Consider the following 21367-nt stretch of genomic DNA (forward strand, 5'->3'; position numbering starts at 1 on the left):
CGCGCTGGCTTTAGCTCACTTAAAGTTCATTCTGAAAAACAGTATCTTAAATTTCAGAATGAACTTCTGTTCAAGCTATTATGCACGCGGTAGACAAATAGGCCTATGCACTTTAAATCGGTTTTAGCCATTCAACCTCCATCAGAAGAGCAAGCCCATGCCGCAGAAAACCGATCTTCTCGTTCCCGTCTTGCAAGGCCAGCCCGTCATTCCCGTCTTGCTGATTGATAAGGCCGAACATGCGGTTCCTTTGGCACGCGCGCTTGCCAAAGGCGGATTGCCTGCAATCGAGATAACGTTGCGCACGCCAGCAGCACTCGATGCAATCCGTGCAGTTGCCTCAGAAGTGCCGGAAGCGATCGTTGGAGCGGGCACCATTCTCAATGCAAAACAATATGAAGAAGCAGCTAAGGCTGGTTCGCGCTTCATCGTAAGCCCCGGCGCAACGAAGTATATTCTTGCGGCGGCCGATGATAGTGACGTGCCTCTGCTGCCTGCGGCCATCACCCCAAGCGAAATGCTTGCCCTTCGTGAAGAAGGCTACACGCATCTCAAATTCTTCCCGGCGGAACAGGCAGGCGGCGCGCCGTTCCTCAAGGCCCTTTCCTCACCACTGGCAGGACTAACCTTCTGCCCAACTGGCGGCGTAAGCCTTGCAAATGCGAAGACCTATCTATCGCTGCCAAATGTGGTCTGTGTCGGCGGCTCATGGGTTGCACCGAAGGAACTGCTGGAAGCGGGCGATTGGGACGGCATAACTAAGCTTGCGGCGGAAGCAGCAGCCTTGAAGGCCTAAGCGTTAAACGGTGAAATAAATAAAGGGGCCACAAGGCCCCTTTTGCTTATCTTGATTCCGCAAATAATCAGTTCGTTTTAGTAAACTTCGCAACGGTTAGGAAGGTTACGGCATTCCCGCTGAACTGACTGGAGCGTTCGCTTGGTAAATCTCCACGCTGGAAACCAGCCGTATAAACCATAGCAGGTGCTGATCTCATCGCATCGTTACGTAGAACAGCATTGGTTGCTGGTGCCGTTTGAGCGACAGACTCTGTAGACATTGCGACTGCAGAAGCTGGAATTACAGCTGGCTGAACCATTGGCGCTGGACGCGCGGCCGAAGCAGCAATGCGACGGTCTCCCTTGCCCGTTGAACGAGCGCCAGTTTTCGCAGCATGTCCAACGGCAGCAACATGCGAACGTGTTGGAGCCGTCTTTGCAACGGATGCGGTCTTAACAGGCGCAATCTTCACAGGCTGAGGTTTTGCAGCAGCAACTTGCTGTGCTTCAAAATCATCTGATGGGGGCGCGATAAGCTCGCCGATTTCATCCTTTTTGGAAACCATTGCCAATTGCGTATTGGCGCGCGGCGCCTCCTTTGGCAGCGGATAGGACGCGGCATTGCCCTGTGCAATCACATTACCCGCATCAGCAACCGTTGCTTCGGCCTGCGGATTATTATTAACGATCTGCGCAATCGCATCCTGCGGATTTTCTTGCGCTGACTGCGGACGCATCGCGGGGACGACAGCCGCCGCCAATTGCGGTGCTATTTCCTGCTGCGGACGCATTGATGGGACTGGAACAAAACCGGTCAGCATCGCGTTTGTACCAGCATCAGCAACCTGCTGGGCAGAATCCTCCTCTGGCGTCGCAGCTGCTGCGAGAGCAATAGCGTCCTGCGCCGCATTAGCAGGCTTACGTGAAGGGATAGGAACATTGAACGCAACGGCCGGTGCTTCTTCTGCCTGCTGTGGAACCTCTACAATTGCTTCAGGGCGCGGAGCCTGCATCGGAATTGGCGCATCACGTGCCGGCAAAGCGGCAATCATCGCTTCAGGCTGTGGCGTCTGGACTGGAGCCGCAGGTGTTGGAGCCTGACGAACAGGAGCAGCACGGGCAGGACGAGCAGCCGCTGGCGCTACATCACCATTATCTTCTTCTTCATCAGCACCACCGCCACCAAACAGTGCACCAAACAGCGTCTTGCTCTTTTTTGGCGCAGAATTGCTTGCCATCATGACATTGCCGCCACTGGCTTTTTGTCGTTCGATCATTGCCAGCGCTTGCTCATAGCCCGGCAATGGCTTGCCGTCAGCTGGAAGGTGAGCAGTTTTGCCATCTGGGAACAGTGCCAGCAGTTCGCGACGGCTCATACGTGGCCACGAACGAACATTGCCCACATCCATATGGGTGAAGGGCGAACCGGAGCGCGGATAGTAGCCAACGCCACCGACCTGATAGCGCATGCCAATGGCGCGTAGTTTCGCAAGCGGCACACCCGGAATGAAAAAGTCCATCGCACGGCCAAGCGTATGCTGGCTCTTTTTAGCAACACCGCTGGTCTTGGAACGCAGCATGTTGTTGGTCGCAGGCGAACGATAAGCAGAAACGACAGTGATATACTGGCTAGATCCGGTCGAGCGATAAACCTGCCAAACGAGATCGAACAGACGCGGGTCCATGCGGGTCGGTTCGTTGCGACGCCAATCGCGCAGGAAGACATTCAGCTTCTTCAAGCCGTCCGGCAGGAACTTGCCGTTCTTTTTGAAGGTGATTTCTGCCTTTTCACCCGTATGAACATAATAGAGCTTCAGCGTACGTGTTTCGGCAGATGCCTGCGAAGGCGCCAGTGCCGTTACAATCGCCGCTGCAACCAAAGCTGTCGAAGCAGACGCTCGAACCTGAGAAGCCGAATTGAACAATCCTGTCCAGACTTTCGCCAACCGTGCTTTGATAGTCGATATGCTGCTCATCGAATTATATCGCCTTACCGTGTTGTCCGCCCTAGGGGCCGTATCAGAGTCCAAGAAACGAATATGCGTGAACCCTGATTGTCGGTTTTAATGGTTAATGGACACTTAGTGAACAACAAATGAGGAAACACCATGGCAAAAAAGCCACAGTCACGCATCTATTTTCAACATAGTAAAAAAACTATTAACAATCTTCATTGATGCTAACATTCTGGCAACACAGACAGGAGCAATCAAAAAGTCAATATTTTCTATGGCCTTAACAGGCATTATCCACGCGAAGTACGTCGAGTAATATGAGTATCGACATCTAAAGCATCATCTTGCGCCTTGTGGGAAATAGTCGCCACATCAACGCCGTATTCCTTCAATTTCCGATAAAGAGTCGTTCTGCCAATACCCAGACGGCGCGCAACCTCACTGATTTGCCCGTCATAATGTGCGATTGCAATGCGGATCATTTGCTCTTCCGCTGCTGCAAGCGTTCGAACCTGCCCTTCAAAATCGATACTGCTGATAGCCGCCCCATTATTATGCGAAACTACTGCCGCAAGTGGAGATATTCTGTTCTCGGGCGACGATTTTGAGGCCGGCATAATCGCATCGAACCCAATATGACGAAAATCTCGTGCCGTGAGAGCCGTTTCATTGCTCAGAATCACTGCCTGATAAATTGCGTTTTTTAATTCGCGCACATTTCCGGGCCAATCATAAGATTTGAGACACTCCAATGCATAAGGCGTAATACCTGCAATGTGGCCGCGCCGCTCCTCACTGGCAAAGCGCATTAGAAACTGATGCGCCAAAACTGGTATATCTACTGAACGATCGCGCAGATGAGGCATCGTTATCGAAAACGATGCAAAAAAGTGATACAAACCGGGATGAAACTGCCCAAGCTGGACCAATTCAGCCAAAGAATGACTGTCGGAAGCAATCAGACGCACATCACTGAAAAGCGAGCCTTTTTCTCCAACCGAGATAGACTGACTTGCTTTGATAAAAGCAAACAGGCGCTGCTGCGTGCGAGGGGGCAACGCGCTGATCTGATCGAAAAACAGGCTGCCGCCTTCTGCTTCTGCTACTTTTCCCGCGACCTTATCCGGCACACTGTCAGACTTTAAAAAATCATGATCAGCAGACTGTCCAAAGAGGATTTCATCCGCACTTTCTCTTATTAAAGATCGACAGTCGACTGCGACAAACGCCCCTTGCCAACGGTTACCACCGCTAACAATTGCACGTGCAAGCGTTTCTTTACCGGTGCCAACTTCGCCTTCGATCAACACAGGAGTGTCGAGTGATGCAGCGCGCCGTGCCAAGGAAACGACTTTTTCCATTTCCGAACTTTTGGATGACATTTCCGAGAGTGAAATGTCACTTTTTTGAGAAACGCGGGTACGCTTTATTTCATGCGTCAACGAATCCAGCTTAAACACATTTGCAATAGAAACCTGCACCCGCTCAAAAGGCGCAGGTTTGACGATGAAATCAATCGCGCCAAGCCGAATGGCATGCATTGCGTTCTCAATCTCAGTATCGAGAACGAGCGCGATCACCGGGATACTGATACCCGATTCACGGAGCTTCGTGAGAACGGCATATCCGTCCAAATCCGGCAGACTGAGGTCAAGAAGGATAAGCGATACGTCCTTACGGCTTCCGATAATGTTAAGGGCATTGATGCCGCCATCTGCGAGAATAGTGCGATAGCCCATACGCAGAACAGCCGCCTCAAGGCCTCTGCACTGTATCGGATCATCATCAACTATAAGAATACGCGTACTCATGAACAACTATCTACCGATGGTTTAAACGTCTCTATATCCCAATATCCAGTATGTGTCTTATTTCAGGCGTGCATTTGGAGTAGCGTTTCCTTTAAACGCAACCCCTCCTATCGTCGAAGCCCGTTTCATCCTCAGAATAGTTCGATCATCCAAGCTGCTGGCTACCCCCTTGGCGTCTTGAAAAAGACGTGCGAGAAGAAGGCAACAGGAGAATGCAATGACCGAAGCGACAAAACTTGGACAATTGCCAGAATGGAATCTGGCTGACCTCTACCCCTCTGCCGAGAGCGCTGAATTGAAAGCCGATCTCGAAAAGGCGGCAAAGGATGCAGCCGATTTTGAAACCCGCTGGAAGGGCAAACTCGGAGAAGAAGCTGCCAAGACCAATGGCGGAAATTTTGCCGATGCGGTGAAAGAATATGAAGCTTTAAGCGAACTTATGGGCCGCATCGCTTCCTTCGCGGGCCTTTATTACTACGGCGACACCACTGATCCCAAGCGCATGAAACTGTTCGGTGATGTACAGCAGAAGCTGACTGACGCCAACACGCCGCTGATTTTCTTCAGTCTCGAAATCAACCGTATTGATGACGGCATACTCGAAGAAGCTATCGTCTCTAATCCGGCGATCGCTCACTACCGCCCATGGCTGGAAGATCTTCGCCTCGACAAGCCATATGAGCTTGACGACAAGCTGGAACAGCTTTTCCACGAAAAGTCGATCACCGGCTACGGCGCCTGGAACCGCCTGTTCGATGAAACCATGTCGAGCCTGCGTTTTGAAATCGATGGCGAAGAACTGGCCATCGAGCAGACGCTCAACATGCTGCAGGACGCAGATGGTGCTGTGCGCAAAAAGGCATCGGAAGCGCTTGCCAAGACTTTCGGCGCAAACCTGCGCACTTTCACGCTGATTACCAATACGCTGGCCAAGGACAAGGAAATCTCCGACCGCTGGCGTGGTTTTCAGGACATTGCCGACAGCCGCCATCTTGCCAATCGCGTTGAACGTGAAGTTGTCGATGCGCTTAGCAGTGCCGTCGAAGCAGCCTATCCGCGTATTTCGCACCGCTATTATGCGTTGAAAGCCAAGTGGCTCGGCCTTGAAAAGCTGGAGAACTGGGATCGCAATGCGCCGCTGCCGGAAACACCGCAGGCGCTGATCTCTTGGGATGAGGCACGCGAAACCGTGCTTTCCGCCTATGGCAACTTCGCGCCTGAAATGGCCGAAATCGCCAAGAAATTCTTCGATAAGAACTGGATTGACGCGCCAGTGCGTCCGGGCAAGGCGCCGGGTGCTTTTGCGCATCCAACCGTGCCTTCCGCCCATCCTTATGTGCTGCTCAACTATATGGGCAAGCCGCGCGATGTGATGACGCTTGCGCACGAGCTTGGCCATGGCGTGCATCAGGTGCTGGCCGGCGAACAGGGTGCGCTGATGGCATCTACGCCACTCACACTGGCGGAAACGGCTTCCGTTTTTGGTGAGATGCTCACGTTCCGCTCGCTGCTTGAACGCACCACCAACAAACGCGAACGCAAGGCCATGCTGGCTCAGAAGGCCGAGGACATGATCAATACGGTCGTGCGCCAGATCGCTTTCTACCAGTTCGAGCGTCGTGTTCACACCGAGCGCCGCGAAGGCGAACTGACATCAGAGCGTATCGGCGAAATCTGGATGGACGTGCAGCGCGAAAGCCTTGGCGATGCGGTCAATCTCAATCCGGGTTACGAAACCTTCTGGACCTATATTCCGCACTTCATCCATTCGCCGTTCTACGTCTATGCTTATGCTTTCGGCGATTGTCTGGTAAACTCGCTTTATGCCGTCTACCAGAACTCGGAACAAGGCTTCCAGCAGAAGTATTTCGACATGCTGAAAGCGGGTGGCACCAAGCACCACAAGGAACTGCTGGCGCCATTTGGCCTCGATGCAACTGATCCGGATTTCTGGAGCAAGGGCCTGTCGGTGGTGGAAGGCATCATCGACGAACTCGAAGCCATGGAAGACTGAGCAAATTCGTGACCCACAAGGGTTTGAATAGGCCGCAAATCCTTTTTCGGGATGACAAGGCGGGCCGCGATGTTTTATTCGCGGCTCCGTCTTCGATTATCCGTGCCGATACGCCAGATACGTTCGAAGCAGCATGGAAGGCCATGCAACGCGCCCACGAAGCGGGCAAATGGCTTGCAGGCTACCTCTCCTATGAGGCGGGCTATCTTCTTGAACCCAAACTGAAAGAGCTTCTGCCGGAAAATCGCAAAGCCCCCCTTTTATGCTTTGGTGTCTTCGACGGCCCATCAGATGAAGCCTTGCACACGCGCAGCGATGACAACATCACCTACCTGCGTGAACCGGTCGCCCAGTGGTCGCTTGAAGATTACCAGCCGAAGTTTGCACGCCTTCACCAGCATTTGCGCGAAGGCGATTGCTATCAGGGCAATCTGACCTTTCCGGTGCATGCTGAATGGGACGGCGATCCGCTCGTGCTGTTCAACACGCTCGCAAAGCGCCAGCCTGTTCGCTATGCGACCTATTGCGATCTCGGTGGCCCGATCATCCTGTCGCGTTCGCCGGAGCTCTTCTTTGAAGTGGATGGCGAAGGCTATATCGAAACCCATCCGATGAAGGGCACCATGCCGCGCGGTGCCACCCCTTTTGAGGATGAGGCGAACCGCCAGTTCCTGATGAACGACCCTAAGAATCAGGCGGAAAACCGCATGATTGTCGATCTCCTGCGCAATGACATTTCACTGGTCAGCGAAGTCGGATCGCTGGATGTGCCGGAAATTTTCCGGGTCGAAACTTATCCAACCGTTCACCAGATGATCAGCCGCGTGCGTGCAAAGCTTAAAGACAATCTGCCGCTGCGCGCAATTTTTGCGGCACTTTTCCCATGCGGTTCCATTACCGGCGCGCCGAAAATAAGCGCAATGGAAATCCTGCGCAGGCTGGAAACCGGCCCGCGCGACATCTATTGCGGCTCACTCGGCTGGATCGAGCCGGGTGGGCGTATGCGGTTCAATGTTGCCATCCGCACGATCTCGCTTCTTGAGCAAAATCGTGCAATCTTCAATGTCGGGGGCGGTGTGGTCTTCGATTCCACAGCGCAAGCGGAGTATGAGGAATGTCTTCTGAAAGCACGGTTCGCGACGGGACAGCGACCAGCCATGCGGAACCAGACTATCAGCTGATCGAGACCATGCGCTGGGAGCCTCTTTCGGGTATCCTGCGTTGCGATCTTCATATGGCGCGGTTGGAAAACTCCGCAAGAGCGCTCGGCTTCCGTTACAACATGGAAACGGTTCATAAGAAGATCACCGAGATCAGCGCCGGGGACAGCCCGCTCAAACTGCGCCTGACCCTTGCTCCGGATGGACTCGTCGAGATTGCGGCTTTTCCTTATGAGCCGTTGCAGCCACAGACTGTCTGGCGCATCGCAGTGGCTGAAACGTGTCTGAAGCACGATGATGCCTTGCTGCGCCACAAGACTACGCGGCGTCAGGCCTATATTTCGGCCCGTGAAGAATATTCGTCAGCCGAGGTGGACGAAGTCATTCTGCTCAACGAACGCGGCGAAGTGTGCGAAGGCACCATCACATCGATTTTCCTCGATATCGGCGGCACGACCTGTGTCACCCCCGCCCTTTCCTGCGGCCTGCTCGATGGTGTTCTGCGGCGTGAACTTCTGAACAATAGCGTGGTTCAGGAAGGCGTTGTGACATTGGATGATCTTAGTCGCGCGCGAAACATTCTCGTCGGCAATTCGCTGCGTGGAATGATCCGCGCTCAGCTGGTTACGATATAAATTCGTTAAACACGTTTACTGTCATAGGGTTGTGACGTTTCTTTCTTTCTATGAACCTGTGCTATCGTAGCAAAATGAGTAATTCCGCATCCCGGAAGTACCAAGCGCTGCATTCTTGCGGCAGGAGAGAGAAAGAAAATGGCGAAATCGAAATGGCCAGTCTATGGCGAAATTACCGGCTCTGTTATCATGATCGGCTTCGGCTCGATCGGGCGCGGTACCCTGCCACTGATCGAACGCCATTTCAAATTCGACAAGTCCCGTCTGGTCGTCATTGATCCATCTGAGAAGAACCGCAAAATACTGGATGACAAGGGCATCCGCTTCATCAAGGAAGCGATCACCAAGGACAATTACAAGAAAGTTCTTGGGCCTCTGATCAAGGAAGGCGAAGGCCAACCGTTCATCGTCAATCTGTCCGTCGACACTGGTTCGCTCGACTTGATGCGTTACAGCCGTGAAGAAGGCGCGCTCTATATCGATACGGTTGTCGAGCCATGGCTTGGCTTCTATTTTGATGAAAAAGCCGACAATGCCGCTCGCACCAATTATGCACTGCGCGAAACGGTGCGTGCTGAAAAGAAAAAACATCCGGGCGGCCCTACCGCTGTTTCCTGCTGCGGCGCAAATCCTGGCATGGTGTCGTGGTTTGTTAAAAAGGCGCTGATTGACCTCGCCACCGAACTCAAATTGGAATTTGAAGAGCCGGCCACTGATGACCGTCAGGGTTGGGCGAAGCTCATGAAAAAGGTCGGCGTGAAAGGTGTTCACATTGCCGAACGCGACACACAGCGCGCAAAAGAACCAAAGCCATTTGATACATTCTGGAACACATGGTCGGTCGAAGGGTTCATTTCTGAAGGCTTGCAGCCTGCCGAGCTCGGCTGGGGCACCCACGAAAACTGGAAACCGAAGAATGCTCGCAAACAGAAAAAGGGCAGCAAGGCTGCGATCTTCCTTGAACAGCCCGGCGGCAACACGCGCATTCGCACATGGTGCCCGACCCACGGCGCACAATATGGCCTGCTTGTAACCCACAATGAAGCAATTTCGATTGCCGACTTTTTCACTGTGCGCAGCAAGAAGGGCAAACTCGAATATCGCCCGACCTGTAACTATGCCTATCATCCGAGTAATGTCGCCATTCTCTCGCTTGATGAAATGTTTGGCGGCAGTGGACGTGCACAGACGGTCCAGCATGTTCTCGAAGAAGACGAAATTCTCGACGGTTCGGATGAGCTGGGCGTCTTGCTCTATGGTCACGACAAAAATGCCTATTGGTATGGCTCGCAGCTGAGCGTCGAAGAAGCCCGCAAACTCGCACCTTATCAGAACGCAACAGGCTTGCAGGTGTCTTCCTCGGTGCTGGCAGGCATGGTCTGGGCATTGGAAAATCCTGAAAGCGGCATCGTCGAAACCGACGAAATGGACTATCGCCGCTGCCTTGAAGTACAGCTGCCATATTTGGGACCGGTCAAAGGCTATTACACCGACTGGAACCCGCTGGAAGGCCGTGGCGTCCTCTTCGAAGAAGACCTCGACACCAAAGACCCATGGCAGTTCCGCAACATTCTGGTGCGTTAAATTGCACGTCATTGCCCTGCCTCTGCCGGGCAATGACCATTGCGGCACTTGAGCAACAATCTCACAATAGTCTTCAACAGGGCTTGTATTCGTGTAAATTTCCATACATCACACGAGAAACACTCTTACGGAGAAAATGGACATGAAACGCTTCCGCATCATCGGCTCTACGGCAATCGTATCGCTCGCGCTTGCAGGTTGTGTGGCAACCGGCCCCGGCGGTGGTGGCAATGTCCCTGTCGTCAATCGCGCACCATCGGGTATCGACGGTTCCTGGGTTGATCCGAACGGCATCGTCTCGTCGTTCAATGGTGGCATCTTCGAAACGCGCTCGACCGACACCAATGAAAAGCTGGCAGAAGGCAACTATCGTTACCAGTCGCCACAGCTCGTTGAGATCGACATGCGTTCAATCGTGCGCGGAACATCGTCGCGCGTGAATTGCGCACTCGTTTCGCAGAACCAGCTTAACTGCACGTCATCGGCAGGCTCGCGTTTCTCGCTGACGCGCCGCGCATAAAATCTATCTGCATTATAGTTTAACGGCATACGCTTTATGCGTGTGCCGTTTTTTCATGCGTTTTTATCCCAAATAACTGACAATTCAACGGCCTTTGCCATTGTTAGGATTGTAATTTACCTTTTTTTCTCTAGTTTTCCGGCAAAGCAGGAGTCGGAAAATGAGTGAGACAGATAAAGTAATCGCCACGCCAGCCAACCATGCTGTCAAACAGCCAAAAGTTGGTGTGTTGCTGGTCAATCTCGGAACGCCAGATGGTACGAGCTATGTTCCAATGCGGCGCTATCTCGCCGAGTTCCTCTCCGACCGTCGCGTTATCGAATGGTCGCGCCTTTTCTGGTATCCGATCCTTTACGGCATCGTACTGACTGTCCGCCCAAAGCGCTCAGGCAAGCTCTACGATCGCATCTGGAACCACGAGAAAAACGAATCTCCTCTGCGCACCTATACCCGCGCTCAGGGTGAAAAGCTTGCAGTCGTCCTGAAAGACGAGCCGAACGTCATCGTTGATTGGGCTATGCGCTATGGACAGCCTTCGATTGAAGACGTGACAGATCGTTTGTTGAAACAGGGCTGCGAACGCATCGTCATGTTCCCGCTCTATCCGCAATATTCGGCAACCACGACTGCGACAGTGAACGATAAGTTCTTTGAAGTGCTGATGAAAAAGCGTTTCATGCCAGCCGTGCGAACGATCCCATCCTATGAGGTCGAACCTGTCTATATTGAGGCGCTTGCACAGTCGATTGAGAAGCATCTGGCAACGCTTGATTTCAAGCCAGAAGTCATCCTTGCCTCCTATCACGGAATTCCAAAAAGCTATTCCGACAAAGGCGACCCGTATCGTTCGCAATGTCTTGAAACATCACGGCTTTTGCGCGTACGTCTCGGCATGGATGACAAACAATTCCGCTCGACATTCCAGTCGCGTTTCGGACCGGAAGAGTGGCTCCAGCCTTATACCGACGAAACCCTTGTGGAACTGGCGAAGCAAGGCGTAAAATCCGTTGCAGTGCTCAATCCCGGCTTTGTGGTGGATTGTCTGGAAACGGTTGATGAAATCGGCCACGAAGCGGCAGAAGAGTTTCACGAGGCTGGTGGCGTAAACTTCAGCCATATACCGTGCCTCAACGATAGCGAAGAAGGCATGAAAGTCATCGAGACTCTCGTCCGTCGCGAGTTGCAGGGTTGGGTTTAATTTAGAGGGTTTGGATAATGACTGGTTTTGACATTACGCTGCTGATTTTAGCTGCACTCGTTCTTATTACGCTTTTTGCTGGCATCAAGACTGTGCCACAGGGCTACAACTATACAGTCGAGCGTTTTGGTCGCTACACCCGTACTCTGATGCCGGGCCTCAATCTCATTGTGCCATTTTTCGACCGGATCGGCGCACGCCTCAATATGATGGAACAGGTGCTCGACGTTCCGACGCAGGAAGTTATCACCCGTGATAATGCGATTGTTGGCGTTGATGGCGTCGCGTTCTATCAGGTGTTGAACGCAGCACAATCCGCCTATCAGGTCTCCAACCTGCAATATGCAATCCTCAATCTCACCATGACAAATATCCGTTCTGTTATGGGTTCGATGGATCTGGACGAACTGCTTTCCAACCGCGATGCGATCAATGATCGTCTGCTGCGTATTGTTGATGAAGCGGCCCATCCATGGGGTCTGAAAATGACCCGCGTGGAAATCAAGGACATCAATCCGCCTGCCGACATCGTCACCTCGATGGCTCGCCAAATGAAGGCGGAACGCGATAAACGCGCACAGGTTTTGGAAGCTGAAGGCGACCGCAATGCGCAGATTTTGCGTGCGGAAGGCCAGAAGCAGTCACAAATTCTGGAAGCTGAAGGTAAGCTTGAAGCTGCGAAGCGCGAAGCTGAAGCGCGCGAACGTCTTGCGGAAGCTGAAGCCCGGGCAACGACTCTCGTTTCCGACGCTGTCTCCAGCGGAAACGTTCAGGCGCTTAACTACTTCGTTGCCCAGAAATACACCGAAGCTCTTGGTAATATCGCGAGTGCCAAGAACCAGAAAGTGGTCTTGATGCCGCTTGAAGCAAGCTCGTTAATCGGCTCGCTGGCTGGCATTGGCGCGATTGCCAAGGAAGTGTTTGGTGATAGCGGTCACACTGTTGACCCGACGCCAACTACGCCTGCACCCCGCTCGCGCAGCGTTCCAACCACTCGCAGCTAAAACAGGAACGGTGCCATGATTATTCATTTCCTGTCACAACTTGGGCTTTGGGGCTGGTTCGTTCTTGGCCTCGTCTTGCTCATTTTGGAAATTATGGCGCCCGGCATTTTCCTAATCTGGTTTGGACTTGCTGCTCTTGTGACGGGCGGCATTTCCTTCCTGCTTGGCTCACTTGCAGGTTTCGGCTGGCAATTGCAAATTGTCTTGTTTCTGGTGCTTTCAGTGATCTTCGTGCTAGCGGGCCGACGCGTTTTCGGCTCCAGCGATCGTCAGGATGAGCCTTTGCTCAATCGTCGTGGTGACCAGCTTGTTGGCCAGCGTGCAACGCTCGCAGAACCAATCGTCAATGGTCGCGGCCGCATCCGGATCAACGACACGACTTGGCGCATCAAAGGCCCGGACCTACCAGCTGGGACCGAAGTGCATATTGTCTCATTTGATGCGATTACGCTTGAAATGGAAGTGGCTGTTTAAACAGCCGCTTTCCTTAGACGCGCATCTTAGTCCGAAAACCGTTTCACACTTTTCGGGATGCGCTCTAAATTAAGCAACGCCAATCCGCAGCAGATCGTGGAAGTGAACCAAACCAATCGGGCGATTGTTTTCAGCAACAATCAACGCGCCGATATGCTTCTCGTTGATCAGACTAAGCGCTGCACTCGCCAACAAATTCTGCTCAACCGTTTTAGGCTTTCGGGTCATAATATCATCGACCGCAAGCTCGGAGAGATTGCGAGCCAGATTGCGTGAAATATCACCGTCAGTGATAATACCTGCCAGCTGACCATCCTGTTCCACAACGATGACGCAACCGAAACTCTTCTGCGCCTGCACCTTCATGGCCTCAGGCATCTTCGTACCAACAGCGACCAGCGGCAGACGGTCCCCCTTATGCATGATCTCGCGAACATGGACGAGGCTCGCGCCGAGCGAACCGCCAGGATGGAAGGTTTTAAAATCTGTTGGGCTGAAACCACGCGCTTCGAGAAGCGCGATTGCAAGCGCATCGCCAATCGCCAACTGCATCAGTGTTGATGTTGTTGGTGCGAGGCCATGCGGACAAGCTTCCTGCACCTTTGGCAGCAGCAACGCGACATTCGCCGCACGTCCAAGAGCAGATTCTTCGCCAGCAGTAATTGCGATCAGCGGAATGCGGAAGCGCTGCGAATAATTGACGATGCCCTTGAGTTCCGCCGTTTCGCCCGACCATGAAATGGCGAGAATAACGTCATCCGTGCTGATCATGCCAAGGTCGCCATGATTGGCTTCCGCCGAATGCACGAAGAAAGCCGAGGTGCCAGTGGAAGCGAATGTTGCTGCAAGCTTGGCACCAATATGCCCGCTTTTACCAACGCCGGTGACAACCAGACGGCCTTTAGAGCCAACAACCGTCCTGACTGCTTCCGCAAAGGGTGCAGCAAGGCCGTTGTTCAGCGCGTCTTCGAGCGCCAAAAGACCAGCGTTTTCGGTCTGGATGGTGCGCAGAGCCGAAGCGATTGAATCCGTCGCAGAGGCCGCTTCATGTGTCGTGTCGAGCTTTGTCATGCCGCAAGGGTTAGCGCCTTAAAGGCATATTGTCCAAGCATTTGTTGCCGCACAATCAACGCCTCAAAACGCTAAAAATAAATAAAGAATTAACCATGTCTGTTTACCGTTCATCTACCACGTTGCAACGGTTTGAACACAATATGCTTTTTGCCAAATCCACACCTGGCGGATCACCGCCATTTGCCCTCAGGCTGCGATGCCTGTTGCTGGCAAGTTGTGCTTTGGCAATCTCTGGCTCTGCCGCCTTTTCGCAGGAAGTTAGGCTGCGCGGCACGCTTGATGATGATACGCTGCCCGTAACATCGACAGATCAGACCACAAATCGCGATGCCGATGCATTTGATCCGAATGCACCTGTTACGGACGAATTTGCAGACGATTCCTATACACCCCCAAGCGAGCCACAGCCTGCTGAGACGGTACAGGTTGCACCCGTTAATGATGAAGAACCGCGACGCTTCCTGACGACCGATAATATGCCAGTCGGTGCAGTAACAATCGAAGAACAAGATTCAACAGGTCGTGCTCGTCGTGAAAACTTACCTGCTATTGCTGAACAAGGTCGCCGTATAACACAAGAGGCCGATCCTTTTGCACCGCTTGGCATTCGCACAGGCAACTTCGTCCTGCGCCCATCACTTGAACAGGGCATTCGCGCCACCACCAACGGCGATAACAGTTCAACTGGTTCGAGCGCGGTTCTGTCTGAAACCACACTTCGGCTTAAGGCAGAATCCGATTGGGCGCGCCATCAGGCAACGCTTGACGCCTCCGGCACACTGAGCAAATCGATCTCCGGGCAGGATGTGTCAGAACCACGCGTCGAAGTTCAGGGCAATCTACGGTTTGATTTGAGCGACCAAACAACGGTGAATGCGGGCGCGGGCTATAAGCTGCGCCGCGAAAGCGCATCAAGCCCCAACGGTGTGACGGATGCCTTGAAGCGCCCGCTTGTCCATACGATTAACGGCAGCCTTGGCATCGAACGTGACACAGGACTGGTGTTTGGGCGCGCCACAGGCCGCATCGAGCATGACAGCTACGGCGATGCAGAACTTTCGTCTGGTGGGATTGTCAGCCAGAAAGACCGTGACAACACCTATGCCAGCATAACCCTTCGCGGTGGTTTCACGATTTCACCCGCGCTGAAGCCTTTCATCGAGGCAGAACTCGGCAAACGCATGTTCGATGAACGGGTAGACAGTAACGGCTATGAGCGCAGTGGCTCACAATATGCTTTGCGCGCCGGTCTGATGTTTGATCGCGGTGAAAAATTCAATGGAGAATTATCAGCGGGCTACATGCGCGCCAACAGCGACGATTCCCGCCTCGCCGATATCAGCGGCCCATCGCTTGCAGCAGCCATCAACTGGTCGCCATTGCGTGGAACCGACGTGCAGCTTTATGCACGCACGATGGTGGATACCTCGACAACGCCGGGCGTTGCAGGCGCGCTGCTGCATTTTGCAAGCCTTGAGGTCACGCGACGTGTACGCTCTGATCTGAGCCTAAACGGTAAGCTGGATCTCAATGTCCGCGACAGCAAAGACGGCACTGGCACGGATTACACCATCGGCGCACAGATTGGCGCGACATACTGGATCAATCGCTTTGTCGGCATTGATGCACGGCTAAGGCATGAGTTTCAAACCAGCCAGATTTCTTATCGCGAGTACCACGCCAACAGCATTTACGTTGGCATGAAGGTACAGCGTTAAAGCATTTGAACCACATACAAAAAAACCGCCTTCATTGCTGAAAGCGGGTCTTTGGTCGTTTATGCTGTCAAGCTTAAGCGGACTTGATCGTCTTCAGCAATTCAGCGATCGAGACTTCAACCGTTGGACGGATGTCCTTGCGCCACAGCGCAAAAGCTACGTTTGCTTCGATAAAGCCTGACTTCGAACCACAGTCGAACGTCCGGCCATGATAATCAAAGCCATAGAATTTCTGCTGATCGGCCAGCTTGAGCATGGCGTCGGTCAACTGAATTTCATTGCCTGCACCCTTCTCCTGCTTGCTCAGCAGTTCGAAGATTTCCGGCTGAAGAATATAGCGACCATTGATATAGAGATTGGAAGGTGCAGTGCCCTTGGCTGGCTTTTCAACCATCTGGTTGATCTCAAAACCGTTGCCGATCGCATTGCCCTTGCCGACGATGCCATATTTATGGGCCTCTTCAGGATCACATTCCTGCACGGCAATCACATTGCCGCCGGTCTGCTCATAAAGCTCGACCATTTCCTTGAGACAGCCCTTCTTCGACTGCATGACCATATCTGGCAGAAGCAGTGCAAAAGGCTCATCGCCAACCAATTCACGCGCGCACCAGACCGCATGGCCAAGGCCAAGTGGAACCTGCTGACGGGTGAAGCTTGTGGTACCTGGCTGCGGCTGCAATTCCTGCAAATGCTCAAGCTCAGCCTTTTTGCCGCGTTCGGCAAGTGTTGAATAAAGCTCAACCTGCGCGTCGAAGTAATCTTCGATAACAGCCTTGTTGCGTCCGGTGACGAAAATCAGATGTTCGATACCGGCCTCGCGGGCCTCGTCCACCACATACTGGATGACGGGCTTGTCGACAACGGTAAGCATTTCCTTGGGGATGGACTTTGTCGCTGGAAGAAAGCGCGTGCCAAGACCGGCGACCGGGAAAACTGCCTTACGGATTTTGCGGATCGAACTCATTCGTCTCCTCGATGTGTTAAAAACAACGTTGTGCTATCAAAGCATTGAAACCACTGCATTTCAATTAGGGCGTTTTAATTAAAGAATAGCGAAAATCTGCTTTTAGCCCATCACATTAAGTGACTTTTCCTTAATGTTACTTGATTCAAGAAAACCACAAAATTTTTAGCAATTTTCTGGCTCGTCGCACCATGGTAAACCAAATGCTAACCTGAAGCCTGTAATTTGATGCATCATAAGGGCCGGCCCTAAATTCAACACTGGATCGTATTAATGACTTAATGCAATCTAGCTGAACGAGGATCGGCATGAAAGGCAACTCGCCGTTTGAAGCGGCAGAACATGATTGCAGAAGGGAAACACAGAATGCTGCGATTTCCATTCACTCTGGGACGAGGAATGCGCGCCAAGATTACAGCGACCGTTGCGGTAGCCATACTCGCATCTGGCCTGTCTACCGGCGCCGCTTTTGCCGATGCCAATTTTAGAAAATGGGTATCCAGTTTCCGTACAACAGCCATTCAAAATGGCGTATCGCCATCGACTTTCGACCGGGCTTTTAAAGGTGTTAATTCGCCTGATCCTGAAGTTTTGCGCAAAGCAAACCTTCAGCCAGAGTTTAACGAACCCGTTTGGAGTTACATCGACAACCGCGTGAATGAGCATTCCGTGGCCATCGGCCAGAGCATGGCGAAAAAATGGGGGCCATGGCTCCAGCGCATCGAACAACGTTTCTCGGTTGATCGCAATATCTTGCTTGCCATCTGGTCGATGGAAAGCAATTACGGCGAGATTCTCAAGCGTGACGATGTCATGATGGACACGATCCGCTCGCTTGCAACCCTCGCCTATGCCGATCAACGCCGCGCCAAATTTGGCCGCACACAGTTGATTGCTGCAATGAAAATTCTTCAGACTGGCGACATCGACCGCGGACATCTGACCGGTTCATGGGCGGGTGCAATGGGTCATACCCAGTTCATCCCAACAAGCTATCAGGCCTATGCGGTCGACATGGACGGCAATGGCAAGCGCGACATCTGGAATTCGGTTCCCGATGCTCTTGGCACCGCCGCAAACCTTCTGCATCGCAATGGCTGGCAGCCAGGTCGCACATGGGGCTATGAAGTCGTGCTTCCAGCAGGGCGTAAATTCCCATCCGGCTCGCTTTCAGCCTCCGAATGGCAGAAGCTTGGTGTGGTTCGGGCCAATGGCCGTCCATTCCCGGATGCCAATGAAAAAGTAACCTTGAAAGTGATGGATGGTCGTGAAGGTCCAGCATTCTTGATGGCCAAGAATTTCTTCATGATCAAGCGCTACAACAATGCTGATAAATACGCTCTCGCAGTCGGATTGCTTGCAGATCGCATCGGCGGCTATCAGGGGCTGCGTCAGGATTGGAACCGTCCATTCACTCCGATCACAATGAATGAGCGTGAAGAGTTGCAGTCGCATCTTAAAGCACTCGGCTATTATGACGGCAAAATTGACGGCAAAATCGGCTCTACATCGCGCAAAGCAATTGAAGCGTTCCAACAGCGCAACGGCTTGCAGCAAGATGGGCATCCAAGCAAAGAAGTGCTGACGGTTCTTCGTCGCCGTTAGAAGTAATATGAATAAAGCTGGAGCGCGCATTGTTGTGCGCTCCTTTTTCTTTTCAGCAAAGGACGCTACTATTCTGGGCGCAGGAGAGTAAAACCAATGCAGACAGAACGTTTCAAACAACCTATCAGCGGCGTTCTGATGACTATGCTGGTTGCCTTTGCAATGATACTGGCCGCCTTATCTTCCGCATCTGCACAGAACCGGCCACGCACAATTTTTGATATGCTGTTTGGGCCAAAGCAGACGCAACCACAGCCTCAATATGAACAGCCCAAGCCCCAACGCGCACGCCCTGCAAAGCCAAAACGTGCACCGAAAGCTGTAACGCCCGCAGCTCGTGCCGCTCCGGCTACGCCACCACAACCTGAAATCAACCTTGTTGAGAAAAAGCCAGACGCCAAAAAAATTCTCGTGGTCGGTGATTTTATCGGCAACGGCTTAGCGGAAGGGCTCGATGTTGCCTTTGCCGCCGATACTGACCTACGGATCGTCAGCCGCATCAATGGCTCCTCCGGCTTTGTCCGTGACGATCACTTCGACTGGCCTGCAAACATCAGCAAGATTCTCGATGAAGAAAAGCCAGCTGCTGTCGTCGTCATGATTGGCTCAAACGACCGGCAGGCGATTACCATTAAAGGACAGAGCCTCGCAGCACGATCGCCAGAATGGACGGCGGAATATCAAAGCCGCGTTTCAAAATTCTTGAAAGAAATTACCGATAAGAATTATCCGTTGATATGGGTCGGTCAACCACCATTCCGCCCTCGCGGCATGTCGCAGGATATGCTGGCACTCAATGAAATCTATCGCACGACATCCGAAAAAGCGGGAGCAAAGTTCGTCGATGTATGGGATGGGTTTGTCGATGAAGAAGGGAATTTCAGCCAGACAGGCTTTGACATTAATGGTCAGACGGCACGTTTGCGCGGCAATGACGGTATCAACACGACGACAGCCGGTAAACGCAAACTCGCATTCTATGCGGAGAAGCCGCTGAAAGCACTCTTCGGCGGCAGCAAAGAAAATGAGCAATTGCTGCCAACCGCTCAGACAAATGACCCGGAAAAACCAGTAGATCGTATTGCTCCGGTTAGTCTGCGCGACGTTGATCGGGATAATAGCGGTGTTTTGCTTGGCGGCGTAATCGCGCCGAAGGCGAAAAACAATCAAACGCCCAACAAAAGCAACGGCGCTTCATCGGGCCGTGCTGATGACTTTTCGTGGCCGCAGAAAAGCGTAAATCCCTGAATAATAATACTATTTGCAAATATGATTTTATAAATCACGCTATAATGCCGTGAAATACGCGGCATTTCTTCGCCTAAATGCTAATTATCTCGTAGTTCACATTTGATATTTCCTCGTCTATCAGAAGGTCGCGCAGTCCAAAAGGACATTTCGCGCACGCGTCTGCATTGAATAAGAGGCATATGAATGAACATCGCATCGAAGCCTCCCGTTGAAAACAACCGGGAGGAGGAACCCCATCTTGCACGCAATCTCACCAATCGACATCTCCAGCTGATCGCCATTGGCGGCGCGATTGGCACGGGCCTTTTCATGGGTTCGGGCAAGACCATCTCGCTCGCTGGGCCATCCATTCTGCTAGTCTATGCGATCATCGGCTTCATGCTGTTCTTCGTCATGCGTGCGCTGGGTGAAATTCTGCTCTCCAATCTCGAATATCGTTCATTCGCTGATTTCGCAGGCGACTATCTCGGACCGTGGGCACAATTCTTCACCGGCTGGACCTATTGGCTCTGCTGGATTGTAACCGGCATTGCCGACGTTGTGGCCGTTTCAGGCTATATTTCGTTCTGGTATCCAGATCTGGCATTGTGGATACCTGCGCTCGGACTGATTGGCGTTTTGCTTGTATTGAACCTGCCGAATGTTCGCAATTTTGGCGAAATTGAATTCTGGTTTGCGCTCATCAAAATCATAGCAATCGTAGCTCTTATTCTTGCTGGCGCTTACATGCTGATTACCGGCTTTGCTCTGCCAAACGGCACGCAAGCTTCGATCACACATCTCTGGGCGAATGGCGGGTTCTTCCCGAACGGCTTCTTCGGCTTTGTGGCAGGCTTCCAGATCGCAGTTTTCGCATTTGTCGGCATTGAGCTTGTTGGCACAGCTGCTGCCGAAACAGAAAACCCGACCCGCAACCTGCCAAAGGCGATCAATTCGATCCCGATCCGCGTTGTTCTTTTCTATGTGGGTGCACTGTTCGTCATCATCACGGTTATTCCGTGGGATCAGGTTGATCCGGGCTCAAGCCCATTCGTTGCCATGTTCTCGCTGGCGGGCCTTGGTATTGCGGCACACGTCGTCAACTTCGTCGTGCTGACCTCTGCAACATCGAGCGCCAATTCCGGCATCTACTCGACCTCGCGCATGATCTATGGTCTGGCCACCTCGCGCCTCGCACCGCAGACACTAGGCAAGCTGAACAGCCGTAAAGTGCCGGTGAATGCGCTGTTCTTCTCCTGCATCTTCCTGCTTGCAGGCGTTGTTCTGCTTTATGCAGGCGATAGCATTATTGAAGTGTTCACACTCGTCACGACGATTTCGGCACTTCTGTTCATTTTCATCTGGTCGATCATTCTTGCGTCTTACATTCAGTATCGCCGCAAGCGTCCTGACCTGCATGAAAAATCGACCTTCAAGCTTCCCGGTGGCCGCGCTTCTGTCGCAATGGTCTTTGCCTTCTTTGCCTTCATCCTCTGGGCGCTGGCACAGGAACAGGACACAGCAGCGGCGCTAAAAGTAACACCGATCTGGTTTGTGTTCTTGGGTGTTGTCTATCTGGCAATTCGCAAAAAGCGTCAGCAGAGCTAACATAAAAGCAAAAAGCCCGGCTCAGAGCCGGGC

At 52.6% G+C, this 21367-nt stretch carries 17 protein-coding genes; 13 read left to right on the forward strand and 4 right to left on the reverse strand.

The window, feature by feature from the left end; genetic code table 11:
• Positions 1-157 precede the first annotated feature (157 nt).
• Positions 158-796, forward strand: a complete 639-nt coding sequence (locus J2782_RS17245; RefSeq protein ID WP_310014817.1) for a 2-dehydro-3-deoxy-phosphogluconate aldolase — start codon at positions 158-160, stop codon at positions 794-796.
• 67 nt (positions 797-863) lie between these two features.
• On the opposite strand, the gene J2782_RS17250 is transcribed toward J2782_RS17245, so the two are convergent.
• Positions 864-2753: a peptidoglycan L,D-endopeptidase MepK gene (locus J2782_RS17250; protein WP_310014819.1), complete on the reverse strand. Its 1890-nt coding sequence runs from the start codon at positions 2751-2753 to the stop codon at positions 864-866.
• Positions 2754-3022: 269 nt separating this feature from the next.
• On the reverse strand, positions 3023-4543 hold the full coding sequence (locus J2782_RS17255; protein WP_310014821.1) for a sigma-54-dependent transcriptional regulator: 1521 nt from the start codon (positions 4541-4543) through the stop codon (positions 3023-3025).
• A gap of 217 nt (positions 4544-4760) precedes the next feature.
• On the opposite strand from J2782_RS17255, the gene J2782_RS17260 reads away from it, so the two are divergent.
• The 8 genes from J2782_RS17260 to J2782_RS17295 all read left to right on the forward strand — a co-directional run bounded on the left by J2782_RS17260 (position 4761) and on the right by J2782_RS17295 (position 13132).
• Positions 4761-6557, forward strand: a complete 1797-nt coding sequence (locus J2782_RS17260) for a M3 family oligoendopeptidase (protein ID WP_310014822.1) — start codon at positions 4761-4763, stop codon at positions 6555-6557.
• An 8-nt stretch (positions 6558-6565) separates the two neighbouring features.
• Entirely contained in the window at positions 6566-7738 is a 1173-nt protein-coding gene (locus J2782_RS17265) for an aminodeoxychorismate synthase component I (RefSeq protein ID WP_310014825.1), read from the forward strand.
• Complete coding sequence (locus tag J2782_RS17270) at positions 7672-8352, forward strand: aminotransferase class IV family protein (protein ID WP_310014827.1); 681 nt, start codon at positions 7672-7674, stop codon at positions 8350-8352. The genes J2782_RS17265 and J2782_RS17270 overlap by 67 nt, the downstream gene beginning before the upstream one ends.
• A 138-nt stretch (positions 8353-8490) precedes the next feature.
• A complete protein-coding gene (locus J2782_RS17275) occupies positions 8491-9936 on the forward strand; it encodes a homospermidine synthase (protein WP_310014828.1) in 1446 nt (481 codons plus the stop codon).
• A 142-nt stretch (positions 9937-10078) separates the two neighbouring features.
• Positions 10079-10456, forward strand: coding sequence for an outer membrane lipoprotein Omp10 (gene omp10, locus J2782_RS17280; protein WP_250042181.1), 378 nt, complete (start codon positions 10079-10081; stop codon positions 10454-10456).
• 160 nt (positions 10457-10616) lie between these two features.
• The gene (hemH, locus tag J2782_RS17285) at positions 10617-11654 is read left to right on the forward strand and encodes a ferrochelatase (protein WP_310014832.1); all 1038 of its coding nucleotides are present in this window, start codon (positions 10617-10619) and stop codon (positions 11652-11654) included.
• Between the two features lie 17 nt (positions 11655-11671).
• Positions 11672-12658 carry an SPFH domain-containing protein gene (locus tag J2782_RS17290; protein ID WP_310014833.1) on the forward strand — a complete coding sequence of 329 codons (987 nt, stop codon included), beginning with the start codon at positions 11672-11674 and terminating at the stop codon, positions 12656-12658.
• Positions 12659-12673: 15 nt separating this feature from the next.
• A complete protein-coding gene (locus J2782_RS17295; protein WP_250042188.1) occupies positions 12674-13132 on the forward strand; it encodes an NfeD family protein in 459 nt (152 codons plus the stop codon).
• 69 nt (positions 13133-13201) lie between these two features.
• Here the strand turns inward: J2782_RS17295 and J2782_RS17300 are convergent, their stop codons facing one another.
• Positions 13202-14203: a KpsF/GutQ family sugar-phosphate isomerase gene (locus J2782_RS17300; protein ID WP_310014836.1), complete on the reverse strand. Its 1002-nt coding sequence runs from the start codon at positions 14201-14203 to the stop codon at positions 13202-13204.
• A gap of 143 nt (positions 14204-14346) precedes the next feature.
• Between J2782_RS17300 and J2782_RS17305 the strand changes: the two genes are divergently transcribed.
• A complete protein-coding gene (locus tag J2782_RS17305) occupies positions 14347-15924 on the forward strand; it encodes an outer membrane beta-barrel protein (RefSeq protein WP_310015157.1) in 1578 nt (525 codons plus the stop codon).
• Between the two features lie 73 nt (positions 15925-15997).
• On the opposite strand, the gene galU is transcribed toward J2782_RS17305, so the two are convergent.
• Positions 15998-16891 (reverse strand): UTP--glucose-1-phosphate uridylyltransferase GalU, encoded by an 894-nt coding sequence (galU, locus tag J2782_RS17310; protein ID WP_310014839.1) that lies wholly within the window; start codon positions 16889-16891, stop codon positions 15998-16000.
• A gap of 366 nt (positions 16892-17257) precedes the next feature.
• On the opposite strand from galU, the gene J2782_RS17315 reads away from it, so the two are divergent.
• The 3 genes from J2782_RS17315 (at position 17258) to J2782_RS17325 (ending at position 21334) form a co-directional block, all read left to right on the forward strand.
• Entirely contained in the window at positions 17258-18496 is a 1239-nt protein-coding gene (locus J2782_RS17315; RefSeq protein WP_310014841.1) for a lytic murein transglycosylase, read from the forward strand.
• Positions 18497-18592: 96 nt separating this feature from the next.
• Positions 18593-19744, forward strand: a complete 1152-nt coding sequence (locus J2782_RS17320; RefSeq protein ID WP_310014843.1) for an SGNH/GDSL hydrolase family protein — start codon at positions 18593-18595, stop codon at positions 19742-19744.
• A gap of 186 nt (positions 19745-19930) precedes the next feature.
• Positions 19931-21334, forward strand: coding sequence for an amino acid permease (locus J2782_RS17325; protein WP_310014845.1), 1404 nt, complete (start codon positions 19931-19933; stop codon positions 21332-21334).
• Positions 21335-21367 lie beyond the last annotated feature (33 nt).

This window comes from Brucella pseudogrignonensis (assembly GCF_031454375.1).
GTDB classification, from domain to species: Bacteria; Pseudomonadota; Alphaproteobacteria; order Rhizobiales; family Rhizobiaceae; genus Brucella; species Brucella pseudogrignonensis_A.